The organism is Streptomyces sp. NPDC043861 (genome assembly GCF_056435905.1).
Genome location: NZ_JBWKDP010000001.1, coordinates 472,753 through 490,407, shown reverse-complemented (window position 1 = coordinate 490,407; position 17,655 = coordinate 472,753). Strand labels below are relative to the sequence as shown.

At 72.2% G+C, this 17,655-nt stretch carries 15 protein-coding genes; 6 read left to right on the top strand and 9 right to left on the bottom strand.

Annotation, left to right across the window (positions count from 1 at the left end; genetic code table 11):
* Window positions 1-59 precede the first annotated feature (59 nt).
* Window positions 60-632, bottom strand: a complete 573-nt coding sequence (locus tag AC068D_RS01990; protein ID WP_478820960.1) for a TIGR03086 family metal-binding protein — start codon at window positions 630-632, stop codon at window positions 60-62.
* A gap of 304 nt (window positions 633-936) precedes the next feature.
* On the opposite strand from AC068D_RS01990, the gene AC068D_RS01985 reads away from it, so the two are divergent.
* The 3 genes from AC068D_RS01985 (at window position 937) to AC068D_RS01975 (ending at window position 3,753) form a co-directional block, all read left to right on the top strand.
* On the top strand, window positions 937-2,445 hold the full coding sequence (locus AC068D_RS01985) for a phosphatase PAP2 family protein (protein WP_478821383.1): 1,509 nt from the start codon (window positions 937-939) through the stop codon (window positions 2,443-2,445).
* Window positions 2,446-2,527: 82 nt separating this feature from the next.
* Complete coding sequence (locus tag AC068D_RS01980) at window positions 2,528-3,337, top strand: class I SAM-dependent methyltransferase (protein ID WP_478820959.1); 810 nt, start codon at window positions 2,528-2,530, stop codon at window positions 3,335-3,337.
* 62 nt (window positions 3,338-3,399) lie between these two features.
* A complete protein-coding gene (locus AC068D_RS01975) occupies window positions 3,400-3,753 on the top strand; it encodes a VOC family protein (protein WP_478820958.1) in 354 nt (117 codons plus the stop codon).
* A 331-nt stretch (window positions 3,754-4,084) separates the two neighbouring features.
* Here the strand turns inward: AC068D_RS01975 and AC068D_RS01970 are convergent, their stop codons facing one another.
* Together AC068D_RS01970 and AC068D_RS01965 are read right to left on the bottom strand one after the other, a co-directional pair.
* Window positions 4,085-4,900, bottom strand: a complete 816-nt coding sequence (locus AC068D_RS01970) for a DUF899 domain-containing protein (protein WP_478820957.1) — start codon at window positions 4,898-4,900, stop codon at window positions 4,085-4,087.
* 263 nt (window positions 4,901-5,163) lie between these two features.
* Window positions 5,164-7,140, bottom strand: a complete 1,977-nt coding sequence (locus AC068D_RS01965; protein ID WP_478820956.1) for a DUF5107 domain-containing protein — start codon at window positions 7,138-7,140, stop codon at window positions 5,164-5,166.
* 489 nt (window positions 7,141-7,629) lie between these two features.
* Here AC068D_RS01965 and AC068D_RS01960 point away from each other — a divergent pair, with 489 nt between their 5' ends.
* Window positions 7,630-8,211 carry a DUF4232 domain-containing protein gene (locus AC068D_RS01960; protein WP_478820955.1) on the top strand — a complete coding sequence of 194 codons (582 nt, stop codon included), beginning with the start codon at window positions 7,630-7,632 and terminating at the stop codon, window positions 8,209-8,211.
* A gap of 17 nt (window positions 8,212-8,228) precedes the next feature.
* Here AC068D_RS01960 and AC068D_RS01955 read toward each other — a convergent pair whose 3' ends face one another.
* On the bottom strand, window positions 8,229-8,828 hold the full coding sequence (locus AC068D_RS01955) for a GNAT family N-acetyltransferase (protein WP_478820954.1): 600 nt from the start codon (window positions 8,826-8,828) through the stop codon (window positions 8,229-8,231).
* Window positions 8,829-8,848: 20 nt separating this feature from the next.
* Window positions 8,849-9,115, bottom strand: a complete 267-nt coding sequence (locus tag AC068D_RS01950; protein WP_478820953.1) for a lipopolysaccharide assembly protein LapA domain-containing protein — start codon at window positions 9,113-9,115, stop codon at window positions 8,849-8,851.
* 254 nt (window positions 9,116-9,369) lie between these two features.
* On the opposite strand from AC068D_RS01950, the gene AC068D_RS01945 reads away from it, so the two are divergent.
* Both AC068D_RS01945 and AC068D_RS01940 read left to right on the top strand, forming a co-directional pair.
* Entirely contained in the window at window positions 9,370-10,131 is a 762-nt protein-coding gene (locus tag AC068D_RS01945) for a GntR family transcriptional regulator (RefSeq protein WP_478820952.1), read from the top strand.
* 386 nt (window positions 10,132-10,517) lie between these two features.
* Window positions 10,518-11,645 (top strand): adenosine deaminase, encoded by a 1,128-nt coding sequence (locus AC068D_RS01940; RefSeq protein ID WP_478820951.1) that lies wholly within the window; start codon window positions 10,518-10,520, stop codon window positions 11,643-11,645.
* A gap of 207 nt (window positions 11,646-11,852) precedes the next feature.
* Here the strand turns inward: AC068D_RS01940 and AC068D_RS01935 are convergent, their stop codons facing one another.
* Genes AC068D_RS01935 through AC068D_RS01920 form a run of 4 tightly spaced genes read right to left on the bottom strand, consistent with a single transcriptional unit; the run spans window position 11,853 to window position 17,052 of the window.
* Entirely contained in the window at window positions 11,853-12,806 is a 954-nt protein-coding gene (locus tag AC068D_RS01935; RefSeq protein WP_478820950.1) for a S66 peptidase family protein, read from the bottom strand.
* Between the two features lie 25 nt (window positions 12,807-12,831).
* Window positions 12,832-14,856: an LpqB family beta-propeller domain-containing protein gene (locus AC068D_RS01930; protein ID WP_478820949.1), complete on the bottom strand. Its 2,025-nt coding sequence runs from the start codon at window positions 14,854-14,856 to the stop codon at window positions 12,832-12,834.
* 11 nt (window positions 14,857-14,867) lie between these two features.
* Window positions 14,868-16,226: a M20/M25/M40 family metallo-hydrolase gene (locus tag AC068D_RS01925; RefSeq protein ID WP_478820948.1), complete on the bottom strand. Its 1,359-nt coding sequence runs from the start codon at window positions 16,224-16,226 to the stop codon at window positions 14,868-14,870.
* Window positions 16,219-17,052 (bottom strand): M55 family metallopeptidase, encoded by an 834-nt coding sequence (locus AC068D_RS01920; protein ID WP_478820947.1) that lies wholly within the window; start codon window positions 17,050-17,052, stop codon window positions 16,219-16,221. The genes AC068D_RS01925 and AC068D_RS01920 overlap by 8 nt, the downstream gene beginning before the upstream one ends.
* Window positions 17,053-17,655 lie beyond the last annotated feature (603 nt).

Below are 17,655 nucleotides of genomic sequence, written 5' to 3'. Positions count from 1 at the left end.
CGTGCCCTTTATACGGAGGTTCGGCCCGCCCCGCCGCTCCGGTCAGCCCATTCCCGTGATCAGGGTGCGCGTCCGAGCAGGCAGAGCAGCCGTGTCTGCGCGTCCGCTCCCGGGGGCGGCTCCACGGCGGGGGCGAACAGTCCGCTCTTCGCCAGGCCCGCGGCGTACGGCGCAACCTCACGGCTGGTGAAGTCCACGAGCTCGTCGGGAAGGGCCTCGTCCGCACCGATGCCCCGGGACAGGTCCCAGGCGTGCACGGTCGCGTCGGCGACCATCTGCGTGCAGTAGGCGGCGACGGTGCTCTCGCCGAACGACAGGCGGACCGTTCGGTCGAGCGCGCCCGGCGCGCTGAAGGCGGCCTTCGCGGCCGAGGCGGCCCGGTCCCATGCGACCGCAGGATGCTCGCCGAGGACGTCGCCCTCGAACGCGTCGCCGATGTCGGCGATGGTCCGGCCCTCGCCGACGAGAGGGTGCACCCAGAGTTGTTCCACGGTCAGATGGCCGACCAGGTCCCGGACGGACCACTCGGTGCAGGGGGTCGGGGCGTCCCACTGGTCGGGCCGCACGGCGTGCACCCGGTCCGTGAAGAGCGCGAGCGCGTCGGCGTGCCGGTCCAGCAGGCGGTTCTCCATACGGTCCACTCTGCTCCCGCGCCGGTTCCCGCGCGAATGCTCCGTCGGGGCCGTGCAGGGGTGCGGACCGCAGCGGTGTGACGGGCGCACCGGCGAACTTCACCCGGAGCCTGCTTGGCCCCGGCGCCTGCGGGGTACCCGCGTCTGCATGTCGGCCTTCCCCCGGAATCCAGCCCCGCACACCGCCCCGCACAGCGTGCGGCACACCGTAGAACGGACCGTGGAGCACGCTGTCGAGCGTGCCTCCGCGCATCTCCCGCCACACGGGAAGCACGCGCGTTCCCTGCCGGCGGCCCGGCGTCTCATGGAACTGCTGTCGCGCTGGGACCGGAGTCTCTTCCACGAGGTCGCCACGCGTCACTGGCCGGGTGCCGAGCCCTTCCTGCCGCGGCTCAGCCGGAGCGCCGATCACGGAAAGCTCTGGTTCGGCACCGCGGCCGCGATGGCACTCGCAGGTTCGGGTTCGGGCGCGCGCCGGGCAGCCGTGCGCGGCGCGGTGTCGCTGGCACTCGCGTCCGCGACGATCAACACCATCGCCAAGCGGTCCGTGCGCAGGGACCGGCCGGTGCTCGACGTGGTACCGCTGATCCGGCAGCTGAAACGCCAGCCGATCACCACGTCCTTCCCGTCCGGCCATTCGGCATCGGCTGCGGCGTTCGCCACCGGTGTGGCGATGGAGTCGAAGGCCTGGGGCGCGGTGGTCGCGCCTGTCGCGGCCGCGGTCGCGCTGTCCCGCGTGTACACGGGCGCCCACTATCCGAGCGATGTGCTGGTGGGCGCGGCGCTCGGGGTGGGCGCGGCGTTCGCGGTGCGCGGGCTGGTTCCGACGCGCGGACAGCTGCCCGCGCCCGGCCGGCCGCACATCGAGGCGCCCGCGCTGGCGGACGGCCGGGACCTGGTGGTCGTCGTCAATCGCTCGGCCGGTTCCGCGCCCGACGCGAAGCTCGTGCGGGACGCACTGCCGCTCGCCCGGGTGGTGGAGTGCGCGCCCGACGAGCTGGACGCGGCGCTGGAGGAGGCGGCCGCCGACTGCCGGGCGCTCGGTGTGCTCGGCGGAGACGGGACCATCAACCGTGCCGCGGCGGTGGCGGCCCGCCACGGACTGCCGCTCGCGGTGTTCCCGGGCGGCACGCTGAACCACTTCGCGTACGACCTGGGCATCGAGACCGTGTACGACACCTGCCGGGCCCTGGTGGCGGGGGACGCCGTCAGGGTCGACCTCGGCCGGTTCGCCCCGGGTCCGGGCGGGAGGCCGGAGGGGCATTTCATCAACAACTTCAGCCTGGGCGTCTATCCGGAGCTGGTGCGGGTGCGGGAGCACTGGTCACCGCGCATCGGCGGCTGGCCCGCCGGGGTGCTGGCGGCACTGCGGACGCTACGGGGGGACCATCCGCTGGAGGCCGAGTTCGAGGGCCGCAGACGGCCACTGTGGCTGCTGTTCGCGGGGAACGGCATGTACCAGCGGCTCGGCCCGGCGCCGGGACACCGGCGCGACCTTGCGGACGGTCTGCTCGATGTGCGGGTGGTGCACGGGGGTCGTGGTCCTGGCCTGCGATTGCTGGCCGCGGCACTCGCCGGTCCGCTCAGCCGCTCCCCGTTCCATGCGGCGGTACGGCTCAGGCAGCTGCGGATCTCCGGCCTGGCTCCCGGTACACCGATCGCGTTCGACGGTGAAGTCTCCGAAACCCAGGGCGAGTTGGTCCTGGACAAGGCGCCCGAGCCGCTGATCGTGTACCGGCCGTCGACGACGGGCGCGACAGGGGCCGGCGCTCTTCCGCCGGTCGTGGTGGGAATGCCCCAACAGTCCACATAGCAAGACACAGGTCTCACCATTCGGCGTGGCGGCGTACCGTGGCCATATCGCTTCTCCTGGGAAGAGAAAGGGAGTTACGACCATGCCGAGGGATACCACCGTCTACACCCATGGGCACCACGAGTCGGTGCTGCGCTCTCACCGCTGGCGGACCGCAGCCAACTCCGCTGCCTACCTGGTCCCCGAACTGCGGCCGGGCATGGACGTTCTGGACGTCGGCTGCGGGCCGGGGACGATCACGGCGGACCTGGCCGCGCTGGTGGCGCCGGGCGCGGTCACGGCTGTGGACGCCTCCTCGGACGTCCTCGGCCAGGCTCGTGAGGTGGTGGCGGAACGGGGACGGGACAACGTCCGGTTCGCGGTGGCCGACGTCCACCGACTGGACTTCCCCGACGGCTCCTTCGATGTCGTCCATGCCCACCAGGTGCTGCAGCACGTCGGCGACCCGGTGCAGGCACTGCGCGAGATGCGCCGGGTCTGCCGCCCCGGCGGGTTCGTCGCCGTCCGCGACAGCGACTACGGCGCATTCACCTGGTACCCCGAGGTACCTGCCCTGGAGGAGTGGCGCGAGCTGTACCACCGCGTGGCCCGGGCGGCCGGCGGCGAACCCGACGCCGGCCGCATGCTGTACTCCTGGGCGCGCAGCGCCGGTTTCACCGACATCACCGCGACCGCGTCCGCCTGGTGCTTCACCACACCGGCCGAGCGCGACTGGTGGAGCGGACTGTGGGCGGACCGTACGACGGCGTCCTCGTACGCACAGCTGGCCGTCGACGGCGGGCACGCGAGCAGCGCCGACCTGGCCGCGCTCGCCGATGCCTGGCGCGAGTGGGGCAGCCAGGAGGACGGCTGGTTCACGGTCCCGCACGGCGAACTGCTCTGCCGGGTGTAGCGGACGGGCCGCGCGGCGCGAATCGAACTCCCGACGCGATGCCACCAACTACCCTCCCCCGTATGGAGATCCTCGGAACCACGCTGCGCATCTGCGTCGACGACCTGGAGAGCGCGACCCGCTTCTACGAACGCCTCACCGGCGCCGCCGCGCTGCGCTTCGAGCGCGGCGGCGTGTCGGTCGCCGCCGTGAGCTGCTTCCTGCTGATGAGCGGTCCGGAGCCGGAGCTGGAGGTGCTCCGGAAGGTCACGGCGACCATCGCTGTCCAGGATGTGGACGATGCCCATGCCGCACTGAGGGAGGTCGGCGCCGAGGTCCTCGCCGGCCCGGTGCCGACTCCGGTGGGGCGCAATCTCATCGCCGTGCATCCCGACGGGTCGGTCTTCGAGTACGTCGACCGCAAGGCCGCCGCCTGAAGGCTGTCCCGCACATCCCGGTGGATCGGCGCGCGGCGTCGGATGCACGGGGTCTCCCCCGTGTTCTCCGGTCACACGCGTGGTCAGCGCGGCCGAATCGCCGACAACAGAGGCGGCTGGACTTCCTCCACGGGAACGACTGGTTCCTGAAACGGTGCGGGGGTTCCTCGTACGCGAACGGCGTCGGGCACGACGAGTACGAGTACCGGAACTCGGACTAGTCGTGCTCACCTTCGGGGCGACCGCCCACCGATGCGCGCGGGGCCGTTCGCATCGTCCGGTGGTCCCCCGGCACCCAACGCCTTTTGCCGTCGACGTCGACGAAGGCGCGTCAGTGGTGGTGTCCGTGCCGGCCGAGGGTCTCCACGGGGGTCGCGCCGGGGCGGGTCCACTGCGGCACGGGCCGGCTGGTCGGGCCCCAGGTGGCGGCGCCGTCGGCGTCCGAGCGCCAGTACCAGCAGGCCTGGCGGGCCTGGGACGGATACCCCTCCCGGACATCGCCGATCACGGGCCTGCCCTCGGGGTTGTCCTCCCACGCCTCGCCACGGCCGTAGGGCGTCATGTCGAGCAGCCCGAAGGACCCGTTGACCGGCTCGTTGCCACGGCCTGTCGTGGAGTAGGTGAGGAACACGCGGTCGCCGTCGCGCAGGAAACAGACGATGTGCCCCATTTCTCCGCCGACCGGCGCCTCCACGCCCCTCACCGAGTACCAGGGCTGGGTGTAACCCATGAACTCGACGTAGGGAGCCACCTCGTCCCAGGGGCCCGAGGTCAGGACGGCGAACGAGACGCCCCGGGCGTTGAGGTAGACGGCGTCCTTCACGTGCCAGACCGTGGTGGTGCAGCCCTCGCACTGCCCCTGGTACGGCGCGCCGTCGTACCACATGTGCTGGTAGACCACGAGCTCGTCACGACCCTGGAACAGGTCGAGGAACGGGACCGGCCCGTCAGCACCGGTGACCTCGACCGCGCCGTCGAGCTCGACCATCGGCAGCCGCCGCCGGGCCGCGGCGATCGCGTCGCCCTCATGGGTGTGCGCCTTCTCGCGCACCAGCAGCTCCTCGCGCGCCGCCTGCCAGGTGGCCAGGTCGACGACCGGCGGCTTGCCGGGGAGGTTGCTGCTCGCGTTGCCGGGCGTGGTCGCCATGGTGTCCTCCGTCTGACTCGTGCCGGGCAGCGTCGTACCACGTCCTACGACGCTCACCAGTACAGACTCGCGACCCGGCCGGAATTCATCGCGGCAGGCGGCGCCCTCGGCCGAGCCAGGCGGCCCCTCCCGGTCACCGCGGCCGCGTCGCGCCGGTGCCGGGCGTCCCGGACCGTACCCAGGGCTCGCCGGGGGACGTACATCCGCGGCCGCCACCGCCGCGCGGCAGTGGCGCCCGGTCCCGGCACGGAGGGTGCACCGTGTCAGTCGGCGGACAGCGGCCGCATCCGGAAGTCGTACCGGTCCGGCAGTGGTTCATCGGTCACCTGCGACCACAGTTCACCGAGGACCCCGGAGCCCTCGCGCAGGTCGGCCACGTCGAAGCCCTCGTCGAAGACGGCCCGCGCGGCGGCACGGTCGCCCTCGGCGATGAGGAGCCGGATCTCCAGCAGCCGGAAGCGTCCACGGCTGCGCAGTGACGGGGCAAGGCGGTCGTGGACGGCACGGGCGGCCGCAGTGCGGCCCGACACGAGCAGCGCCTCGATCGTTTCGCGAGCCAGCGCCGCCGTGGCCGCGATCCAGGCGTCCCCGTCGTCGCGGCGTTCCGCGCACAGGTCGTCGAAGGCCTCCGCGTAGAGTTCGGCGGCACGTTCCGGGTGGCCGCCCAGGCGGTCGGCAAGCGCGAGGCAGCGGAGCAACGGCCAGCGTGAGGGCGCGAGTCCCAGTCCCCGCTCCCAGCTCCGCACGGCCTGGGCGAAGTCTCCCGCGTGCCATTGGGCGACGCCGAGGTGGTACTCGGTGTGCGGCTCCGCCGGTGCGGTCTCCAGCATGTCGCGCCAGTGCGTGGCGACGAGCGTGGGTCCGGGTGGGGCGACACGTTGTGCTGCGGGCAGTGAGCCGGTCCGCAGCAGTTCGAGCCAGGGCGCCTGCTCCGCACCGAGCGTACTCGCGTCGAACGGTGTGCCCGGCAACTTATGGCCGGCGCACAGCACTTCGAGTGCGCCCCAGCCGGAGCCGGCTGCCAGCACTTCGCCGGGTTCGGTGTCGGCGCTCCGCCGCCATGCCTCGTAGGCGGCATCGACCTCCGCGCGCGGCAGGGCGGCCTCCAGCCGGGCTGCCGTCTCCGCGCGCGCGGCGCTCCAGTCGTCCCCGTGCACCAGCGCCGGGTCGGCGTCCAGCGGACCGTACGCCTCCAGCCAGCTGAACTCCTCGCCCGCTCCGAGCCGTACGTGCTCCAACTGTGTACGGGCGAGCCCGGCCTGGATTTCGGCGTACCCGGCGGAGCCGGGTTCCGTGAGCCACTCCTGCCAGCGCCGTCCGCCGCGTCCCGAACCCCAGAGGAACAGCTTGCGGCCCCTCAGCAGGTCCGTCGAGGTCTGCACGAGCCCGCGGCCGTACACGTCGAGCGCGGCGATCCACCTCCGGGCGCCCTGCGGTACGTCGTAGAAGTAGTCGGCGGGGTACGTGCTTCGCTCCGGGTAGGTGCGGTCGGTGCCGCAGTCTTCCGGCACGGGGACCTTCCGCAGGGTGCGCCCGTAGCCGAAGTGCCAGGCCTCGTCGGCCGGGACGATGATCCGTTGCCGGAAGCTCTCCTCCACGGCGATGTTGGACCACCAGTAGACCGGCGCGGGCCGCTCATGGGGATTGCGTATACGGATGCCTGCGTAGAGGAAATCGGCGTCCTCGGGCAGCCAGAGATCGACCTGGAAGGGCAGATCGCGCAGCCGCTCCCACTCCCAGAGTCTGACCATGGCACCGCCGTCGGGGGCCGGGACGACGGCCGCGTGCAATGGTGCGCAGGAAAGAGCCGTGTGTCCCGTGGCGCCGATGTTCCATTCGATGCCACCGGAGAACCAGGCCCCGTTGAGGGCGAAGGCGGCGGGCTGGAGGACGGGGTTGCGGTGGACGAGTTCTCGGCCCGTGGGCTTGTGGTGCAGGGAGTGGACACGGCCACCGAGCCCCGGCAGCACGGTGACCCTGAGCCGGTCGTTCTCGATGACGATCGTGTCGATCTCCGTCTCGGCCCGCTCCCTCCCGTACCCGTCGCGCAGTCGGGTGGGCAGGGGGGTGCGCAGCGGCTCGTACCCGATCTGGCGTGCCATGTCGCGGGGCAGCCCGTCCCTGGCCCGCTCGTCCAGGGTGAGCGGCTCGTCGAGCGGGCGCAGGGCGGGGAGCGGGTTCTCGGGCCCCAACGGAGCCCCGGGCAGGGTCAGTACGGCACGTCGCACGGTCGTGGCCAAGGCAACCTCGCTTCATTCGCTTTGCTCACACGGGCTCGCCGTCGCAACTCGTGCGGTCGGCAGCCCCGTTGACCATGGAACACGGTTGCCCCGGCCCTGACCAGGGGCGCCGTGCGTCAGGCTTCGGCAAAAAGGCCGGCCGCGGCCGGCCGCAGACCGCGTGCCGTTCCTGCCGGTCGCCCCGGTCGTCGCGCAGCCGGCGGGCCACGTCGCAGCGCAGCCGCAGGGCCACACCGCCCCCGAAGGCCGCGGGCAGCGGGACCCCGCCCAGGGCAGCGGACCAGCCGGTGGCCGCCCTCAGCGCCGGCGCGGAAATGCATCGGCCCGACGGCTGGTCTACGGTGAAGTGGACTGCACTCGTGACCTACGGGGCCGCGCCCCGGGCTTCAGGGCCTTCCCGCCGGAAGCCGCGCCACGACCTGGACGACAGGCGCGTCGTGGGTCCGCAATCAGCAGTCGGTCAGCAGTCGTCGATCACGGAGTACCGCCATGTCACGGCCGAAGCACGTCCGTACGGGCAATCTGAACGGCCACTCTCCCGAAGGCCGAAGCCACGCCCTGCGCAGCCATGCCGTATGCGTCATGGCCGCGGTGGCCGTGGCCGCTCCGGTGGTCGTGGCCGCGCCTGCGGCGGCAGCGCCACCACCCCCCTGTCTGACCTCGGACCTGGCGTTGTCATGGGCATCCGGCGGTACCGCCGTCTCCGGTGGCGGCGACCCGGGAACCCAGCAGAGCGCCGTTGTCACGCTGAGGAACCTCGCACGCTCCACGTGCATGCTGGACGGTTTTCCCAAGGTGACGCTCGCACGGGGGAACACGGCGGAGACCGTCACCCGCGAGGCATCGACCGCGCACTCGGCCGTGACTCTCGCGTCCGGGGCGGCGGCTCGGTTCACCCTTACCTTCATGTCGGCGCGGGCGGGAGACGACGGCTCCGTCGAGCCGGTCGTCGCGAACATCACCCCGCCCAACAACACGGGTTCCAAGGACCTCAGTTGGCGCTGGGGCCCGGTCGCCCTGCGGGAGCCGGGCACGCCTCCCGTCAACCAAGTGGGTCCGGTGCACGGTTGAGTCTCCCGCCGAGGTGGTCAAAGGAGTGTCATCTCGGCGGTCATCGCCCAGCGTTCGTGGTCGCGCCAGGCACCGTCGATGAAGAGGAAGTCGGGTGAGAACCCCTCCTGCCGGAACCCGAGGCGCCGTACGAGCGCGATGGACGCGGCGTTTCCCGGCTGGATGTTGGCCTCGATGCGGTGCAGGCCCAGCGGGCCGAAGGCGTACCGGACGACAAGGCGGAGCCCCTCGCTCATCAGGCCGCGGCCCGCGGCGTGCGCGAAAGCTCCGTAGCCGACGGCCCCGCAGAGGAAGCTGCCCCAGACGATGTTGTTGATGTTGATGAACCCGGCGATCCTGTCGTCCTCGCGCTCGCAGACGAGGAAGCCGGTCCTGGCCGGATCGTCCATCAGCCCGCGGGCATAGACGGTGTACGCGGAGACCGTTTCGGGTGGGAAGAGCCAGGGCCGGTGGAGTTCCCTGCTTTCGCGGGCACGCCCGGTGAACTCCTCGGCGTCGTCGAGTCGGAAGGGCCGGATGCCCACGCGTGCGCCCTCGGAGAGAAAGCCGGGGCGGGACTCGCCGGGACCGGACGCACCGAAGGCGGATTCACCGGGACGGGCGGCATCGGCGGGCATGGCGCCAGGCTAGCCGCCGGTCATCGGTTGCGGCGACGCGAGAAGTAGAGCGCACCGCAGAGGGCACCCAGGACCGCCGCCGCCAGCAGAGCGAGGTAGAGCGGCATGACGACCTCGGGGATCAGCAGCCTGACCGTCACCTTGCTCGTGTTCTCGAAGATGAAGATCAGCGTGACGGCCACCACCACCAGGAAGGTCGCTCTGGCCGGGGTGAACCAGCCACGGCTGCCGGCTCCCCGCGCATGGCCGCTCCTGGCGCCGCTCGTCGACGCGTCCTTGGGACTCATGGGACCAGGATGGACGGATCCTGGCCCCATGAGGCTGGTGGAGCGGGCCGTACGGGTGAGACGCCCGCACAGAAACCCCGGGCGGAGCGACGCGACCCTTGACCGCCAATCGATCTTGTCAGACAAGTGACGTCGAGAACAGACTGACATCTACAGGCGTAGACCCTCAAGAGCTCGTGGCGGTGAATTACGGTGGGCGCGATGATGGATCCACATCCGTACGAGTGAGCAGACAAGTGAGCCGGGGAGACGCAGTGGCAGTCAACGGGCCGGCGAGCGCACCGCAGCGCAGGCCGGTCGTCGTCCTCTACGAGCGGATCGCGGATGCCATCCACGAGGGGACCTATCCACCGGGTTCCACCCTGCCGTCCGAGCCCCGTCTCGCAGCCGAGCTCGGCGTCAGCAGACCCGCACTGCGGGAGGCCCTGCTGCTGCTCCAGGAGGACGGGCTGCTGACCGTCCGCCGGGGAGTCGGCAGGACCGTGAACGACCAGCCGCCGCGCCGCGGCTTCGAGCACATCCGCCCCCTGGAGGAGCAGCTCTCGGCCGGCGCGCCACTCCGGGTGCGGGCGCTGCTGCGGACCGTCGAGGAGCCGACCGACTTCACCACACAGCATCTGCTCGCACCGGCCCGGTCGGAGCTGCGGTTCTGGGAGACCCTGCTGTCCGGCGACGGCGCGGCGGCCGCTCTCAGCCAGGAGTGGGCGGCACCCGACGTCGTGCTGGAGCGGGCACATCCGGCGTTCGCCCGGGCGCTCGGCGCAACCGGTCGCGCCGAGCGGATCTCGATGCTGGCGGTGCTGGCCGGGGCGTCGCGCGGGGTGCCGCTGACCGCGTACTCGGGGGTGACCGCGACCTTGCTCGGGCAACGGCGCGGGGCCCAGCTGGACCGGCCTGCCGACACTCCCGCCGTGCTGATCACGCAGGTCGTGCGCACCGGGGACGTACCGGTGCTGGCGGCCAAGCACATGCTGCCGACAGGCGCTCCCCCGCTGCCCGTCCTGCAGTCGAACTGAGGGCAGTCCGCACGGTTCGCCGGAAGCCCGCGGCGCCGGATGCCGTCGTGTCCGGTGCCGTCGTGTCCGGTGCGGTCGTGTCCGGTGCGGTCGTTCCGGTGCCGTCGTGTCTGGCGCCGTCGTGTCTGGCGCCGTCGTGTCCGGCGCGGTCGTTCGGGCGCCGTCGTGTCCGGGGTCGGTGGCGACCGGCGCGGTGGACCGCGAGCCGGTGACCCCCTCCGATCACCGCACCGGCGGCCGGGCGCAATGCGCCGGCCCGGTTGCCGGGCGGTGCGTGGCACGGGGCGCATGTCCGGCGGGCCCGGCCGGCCGCACCAGTGCCGCGCCCGGTCGGCCGTGCGCCCCGTCACGGTGCACGCCGCCGCCGTGCCGTACACTCCCGCTGCATGCACTTGTCTGACAACTCCGTGGATGCCCCGGCCGCCGCCCCTGACGCCGTCGCCGACTGGATCCGTCGCGCCCCCAAGGCCGTCCTCCATGACCACCTGGACGGCGGTCTGCGCCCCGCCACGATCATCGAGCTGGCCGGTGAATGCGGCTACGGCGATCTGCCCACACAGGACCCCGAGGCACTCGCCGTCTGGTTCCGCGACGCCGCGGACTCCGGATCGCTGGAGCGCTATCTGGAGACCTTCGCCCACACCTGCGCGGTGATGCAGACCCGCGAGGCCCTCTTCCGCATCGCCGCCGAGTGCGCCGAGGACCTCGCGGCCGACGGTGTCGTCTACGCCGAGGTGCGCTACGCACCGGAGCAGCACCAGGAACGCGGCCTGAGCCTCGACGAGGTCGTCGACGCCGTCAACGAGGGCTTCCGCGAGGGCGAGCGCCGGGCGGGTGGCCGGATCACCGTCCGTGCGCTGCTGACGGGAATGCGGCACACACAGCGCTCCCTCGAGATAGCCGAGCTCACGGTCGCCCACCGCGACCGTGGTGTGGCGGGCTTCGACATCGCGGGCGGCGAGATCGGCAACCCGCCGGCGAACCACCTCCCCGCCTTCCAGCACCTGAAGCGGCACAACTGCCACTTCACGATCCACGCCGGCGAGGCCGTCGGCGCCGAGTCCATCCACGAGGCGGTCCAGGTCTGCGGCGCCGAGCGGATCGGGCACGGTGTCCGCATCACCGACGACATCCAGGTCCACGACGACGGCACCGCCACGCTCGGCCACCTCGCCGCGTACGTCCGCGACAACCGGATCGCGCTCGAGGTCTGCCCGACCTCCAACCTCCAGACGGGCGCGGCGAAGGACTACGCCACGCACCCGATCGACCTGCTGCGCCGCCTCGGCTTCCGGGTCACCCTCAACACGGACAACCGTCTGGTCTCCGGCACCACCATGGGCCGCGAGTTCCAGCACATGGCGGACGCCTTCGGTTACGGCCCGGAGGTCTTCGAGGCATTCACCGTCGCGGCCGTCGAGTCGGCGTTCCTGCCGCTGCCGGAACGCCGTCGCATCATCGACGAGGTGATCCGGCCGGGATACGAGGCGCTCCAGGACGTATCCGCGAAGTAGCGTCTTCCGCCGGAAGGCCGGCGGGGCGTACGGACGTCGTCCGAGCTCCCGCGGAAACCCGACAGTGCTGTGACCGGGCCGGTCGCAGCGGCCCGTGCGCCGTTGCGACCGGTCCGTTCGGGCCTCCGGTGCGTCCCCGTGCCCGCCGGGCCGTCGAGCGGCCGTCCCCGTCCCCGTCCGGGGCCCCGAGGGCTGCTCCCTCGTCCCTCAGGCCAGCGCGGGTGCGTCCAGCGTCAGCGTCCCGTCGTCCGCGTCCAGCACCGCGGGGACCCCGAGCGGCATCGTGAGCGCCGTCGCGCCGTGACCGAAGCCCAGCTCCTCGACGACCGGGACCCCGAGACCGCCGAGCCGGTCCGCCAGCAGCGCCCGGACCTCCTCGTAGGGCCCGCACTCCGCCCAGGAACCGAGGGCGATCCCGGCGACCCCCTCGAGCCATCCGGACCGCAGCAACTGGGTCAGGATCCGGTCCAGCCGGTACGGCTCCTCGCCCACGTCCTCGATCAGCAGCAGCCCGCCCGCGGCGGAGGCCCGGGCATGCGGAGTGCCGATGTCGGCGGCCAGGAGGCTCACGCACCCGCCCAGGGTGACGCCGCTCGCGCGGCCCGGCACCAGCGCTCGCGCCGCCCCGAGTCCGAGCCGTCGCACCGACTCGGGCTCGAAGAGCGTGGCGCGCAGCGACTCCCGGGTGCGCGGGTCCGCGAGGAAGGCCGCCGTCGCGGGCATCGGTCCGTGCAGTGTCGACAGTCCGGTCCGCATCGCGAAGGCCTCGTGGAGCGCCGTGACATCGCTGTAGCCGATGAAGACCTTCGGCCCGGCGGCGTGGATCGCGCTCCAGTCGAGGAGATCGACCATGCGCTGGGCGCCGTATCCGCCGCGGGCGCAGATCACGGCGGACACCGAGGGGTCGCACCAGGCCTGCTGCAGATCCCGTGCGCGGGCCGCGTCCTGTCCCGCGAGATACCCGAGCCTCGGGTGCGCGTCACGGACATGGGGCATCACCACCGGCTCCAGCCCCCAGCCCCGCAGTACGGCCAGCCCCTCTTCGAGCCGTTCGTCCGGGACGGGTCCGCTGGGCGCCACGACGGCGATCCTCGCGCCCGGTTGCAGTCGCGCGGGCCGCACGAGCGGCGCGACGGCCGTCCTCCGGAGTCCCGGGTTCATTTCGCCCCGCCTCATGTCGCGCGCTTCACTTCTTCCTGCCCGTCTCTCGGGTCTTCTTGAGTTCGAGGACGGGAACGTCGGTGCGCACGATGCCGAAGACCTGTACGTACAGGGACAGTTCGGCTTCCAGAGCACGGATCAGGGTGTCCGCACGGCGGAATCCATGGCTCTCGCCCTCGAAGGCGACGTAGGCATGCGCAATGCCGCGTCCGGCCATCCGGGCCAGGAACCGCTCGCTCTGCGCCGGCGGACACACCGGGTCGTCCAGGCCCTGGAGCAGCAGGAACGGTGCGGTGATCCGGTCCACGTGCTCGACCGGCGACCGTTCCCGGTAGCGTCCCGGGACATCGGCGAGCGGCCCGATCAGCGACTCCGGATACCGGGACTCGAAGTCATGGGTCTCACCGGTGGCCCACCCCACCGGATCCAGGATGGGGTAGATGATCGTCCCGCACGCATACGCGTCGGTGCCCGTGAGGGAGGCGGCGGCGGTCCAGCCGCCCGCGCTGCCGCCACGGATCGCAAGCCGGCCGGGATCCGCCGTGCCCTCGGCCGCGAGTGCCTCGGCGACGGCCGCGCAGTCCTCCACATCGACGACGCCCCACTGCTCGCGCAGCCTGTTGCGGTACTCCCTGCCGTAGCCGGTCGAACCGCCGTAGTTGACCTCGGCGACCCCGATGCCGCGCGAGGTGAAGTAGGCGATCTCCAGGTCGAGGACGAGCGGGGCATGCCCGGTCGGCCCGCCGTGTGCCCACACCACGTAGGGCGGCAGTTCGTCGTCGGGTGCGACGCGGTCGGGGTTGTGGGGCGGATAGATGTGGGCGTGGATCTCGCGGTTGTCGGGGCCTGTGAAGGTGCGTATCTGCGGCTCGGGGTAGTAGGCGGGGTCCACCGGGTCGTCGTGGGCCGAGCCGATGACACGGGTTCGGCCCGTGCAGGTGTCGAGCTCCACCACCTCGTACCCGCTGCGCGGGCTCGCGGCGATCCCGAGGACCCGGGTGCCCTGCACCGCCAGGGCCGGTGCCCACTCGGTCCAGGGGCCCGCGGAGTCGACCAGTTCGCCGCTCTCCGGGTCGAGGATGCCCAGTGCGGTGGCACCCCTGCCGTGGATGGCGGCGATCAGACCGTTCTCCAGCGGCCGGAACCAGGTGAGGCCGATCCTCCACAGCGGCCCGCCGAACTCCTCCCCGCGGCCCGGGCACAGTGCGGCCACGGCCGCCTCGCCTCCCTCGATGCCTTCGGGCCGGATGCGCTGCAGCTCCCACCAGCCACCCCGGTCCGAGCTGTAGAGCAGCGAGCCGTCCGCGGCCCAGTCAATCTGGGGGACCGACTCGTCGGCGCCCCCCGCAACCTGCCGCACCGCGCCGAAGGGGCCGTCGTCCACGACCTCGCCGAGCATCACCTCCGTGCCGTCCCACGGCATCCTCGGGTGGTCCCAGGCGAGCCACGCGGCGCGCCTCCCGTCGGGCGAAAGCCGGGGGCCCGTCACGAAGCGGTGCCGGCCGTCCGTCAACTCCCTCACCGCGGAACGGTCCTGCGCCGCCGAGCCGTCGAGTGGGACCGCGGCGATCACCCGCCGCACATCCGTGGGGCCCTCCCCGGTGAACTCCTCGAGGACGCACCAGACTTCACCGCGCTGCAGGTCGATCGACGGGTCCACCCAGCGCAGTCCGCCACCGGTGCGGGACACGGGGGTGAGCGGTCGGGGCTCGCCGTCCCCGTCCGGCTCGTACGCGTACAACCGCTGGTCGAGAAGGTGGACGAACACGACGAGCGGTCCGTCGTCCGCTCGCGGCACTCCCGCCCAGGGCCGTCCGCCGTACTCGATGACCCTGCTGCGGACGTTCCAGAGAGCGGGCAGCACCGACTCCTCGCCCCCGTCGGCCCGCAGCCGGACCAGGGCCCGCCGGCCGCCCTCGGCGGGGCGTGGAGCGGTCCACCAGACCTCGTCGCCGACCGTACCGATGTAGTCCGGCCGGCCGTCGTGCGAGGCGGCGAGTGCGGCGTCGATCGGCGAAGGCCAGGTCCCGTAGGACCCCATGGGTACCATTGCCCCTCCCCCTAAGCGGACTTCAGATAGTGGTCGAGGACCCGGATACCGAAGTGCAACGCCTCGACAGGGACGCGCTCGTCGACTCCGTGGAACATCGCACCATAGTCGAAGCCCTCGGGCAGCTTCAGCGGTGAGAAGCCGTACCCGGTGATGCCCAGGCGGGAGAACTGCTTGGCGTCCGTGCCACCGGACATGCAGTACGGCACCACGTGCCCGGCCGGGTCGAAGTGCTCGATGGCCGCGCGCAGTTTGGCGAACGTCGGGGAGTCGACGGGCGCCTGCAGGGCCTTCTCCCGGTGGTGGAACTCCCAGTCGACGTCCGGCCCCGTGAGCCGGTCGAGGGTGTCGCGGAACTCGTCCTCGCCACCGGGCAGCATCCGCCCGTCGACGAACGCGGTGGCGTGCCCGGGAATGACATTGACCTTGTAACCGGCGTCCAGCATGGTCGGATTGGCGCTGTTGCGCACGACCGGCTCGACGAGCAGGGCGGCGCGGCCGAGCTTGTCCATGAGTGCGTCCACGTCGAGGTCCGGCCCGTCCAGGTCCACGGCGACACCGTGCAGAGCTGCCAGTTCGGCCAGGGCGGCGCGCACGGTCGGGACGAGTCGTACGGGCCACTCGTGCGCACCGATCCTGGCGATCGCGGCGGCCAGCCTGGTGACCGCGTTGGAACGGTTCACCTTGGACCCGTGGCCGGCCCGGCCGTGGGCGGTCAGCTTCAGCCAGGCGGTCCCGCGCTCCCCCGCGCCGATCGGGTACAGCGCCATCCCGGGCCCGGCGTGGAAGGTGAAGGCCCCGGATTCGCTGATGCCCTCGGTGCAGCCCTCGAACAGCTCGGGGTGCCGGCCGGCGAGGAAGTCGGCGCCGTCGACGGCACTGGCCTCCTCGTCCGCCGTGTACGCGATGACGATGTCCCGGCGCGGTCTGACTCCGGCGCGGTGCCAGGCCCGTACGACGGCGAGGACCATCGCGTCCATGTTCTTCATGTCCACGGCGCCGCGCCCCCAGACGACGTCGTCGAGGACTTCACCGGAGAAGGGATGCACGGACCAGTCGGCCGGCTCGGCGGGAACCACGTCGAGATGGCCGTGGACGAGCAGGGCGTCCGCGGACGGGTCCGTGCCCTCGATCCTGGCCACCACGTTGGTGCGCCCCTCGGTGCGCTCGAGGAGCACCGGCTCGAGTCCGGCTCCTGCGAGCCTCTCTGCCACGTACTCGGCGGCGGGTCTCTCACGGCAGTCGCCGCCACCACGGTTGGTGGTGTCGATGCGGATCAGCTCGGAGGTGAAGGCCACCACCTCGTCGAGGGCGGTGTCGTCGATGGCGGGGGGCGGTGTCCTGGGCTCTGGGTGATTCACATCAGCCATACTGCTCCTCCACCGCGGCAGAGACGATCGTCGTGACGGCCTTGAATGTGCGAATGGCCTCGTACATCGTCTCGCTGGTGCAGGCGGTGCGGCGCTCACCGCTGCGGGTCGCTCCCGGCACGACGGTCACGGCCGCGGCGAGGTGCTCGGCATCGAACTCCAGCTCCACCGTGAACGGCCCGCCCCGGACCGGCTCATGGCGGACCGCCAGCGCCGTGGCCTCCTTCGCGGCGGCGCGGATGTCCGCGGCGGTGCGGGCCGGGGTGCGGCACACCGCCGCGTACCGCGAGACATGGTCCTTGACCGCGACCTTGCGCGCCTCCGGTGCATAGCCGAGGGCATCCTCGCAGGTCAGATCGTCGCCGGTGACGAGGACCACCGGCACTCCGTACTCCGCGACCACATGGGCGTTGAGCAGACCCTCGCTCGCCCGCGCCCCGTTCAGCCAGACTCCCGTGATGGAGTTCGGGAGATAGGTGTGTGCCAGCACGCCCTCCGTACCCGCACCGGTGTGGTAGCCGACGAAGGCGACCCCGTCCACATCTCCGTGCTGCACGCCTTCCACCATGGACAGGGTCTTGTGACGCCCCGTCAGCATCTCGGCCCGGTCGTCCAGTTGCTCGAGCAGGAGGTTGCGCATGCTCCAGTGCGCTTCGTTGATGAGCACCCGGTCGGCGCCGCCGTCGAGGAAGCCGAGCACCGCGGCGTTCACGTCGGAGGTGAACATGGGCCGGCAGCGCTCCCACTGAGGGGTGCCGGGCAGCACATCGGCCGGCCAGGTGACACCTGTGGCGCCCTCCATGTCGGCGCTGATGAGGATCTTCACAACCGTCTCCGTTCTGCCCGGGCCGGGCACCGAGGCCGGCTCCCGCGTCAGCACCCGACGTGGTCGTCGTCGGTACCCGGCAGATCCCCTACCCGGTGCGGGGACGCCCCAGCCCCGAGCCGGGAGCGGTTCGCACGCAGGGCGCAACCGGCGCCGGTCCTTCCGCCCCGGGGCGGCTCGCCGCCGCGGCCCGGCACCTGCCTCCCGCGGCTCTCCCACGCATCGCGCGGCCGCCCGGCAGGTGCGCCATCGGATGCGGCGCACCCCCGCGACAGGGACCCGTGCGGTGGGCCGGGGTCCGGCACGAAAAGGGTCTCCGGCCCGGTGGTCAGCGGGGCACGGTGCGGCCACGTCGCACCGTGCTCGCCCGGGTCGGCGACCGGCTTCCGGTCAGGATGGAGGCCTTCCGCGGTAACTCAGCCGCCTTCCCAACTCCCGGCACTCGGGGGAAGGTTGGGAGTTCCACCGGGCTGCCCCGATGCCTCCGGGGGGCACTCACCCGAGCCTTTCGGCACGCTGAACCCGACCGACCAGTACGCGCCGGGCGGGCGGTGACCTTCTCGCGCCGGGGTCGTCCTCGTTCTCCCGCCTGCTCGGACGGGC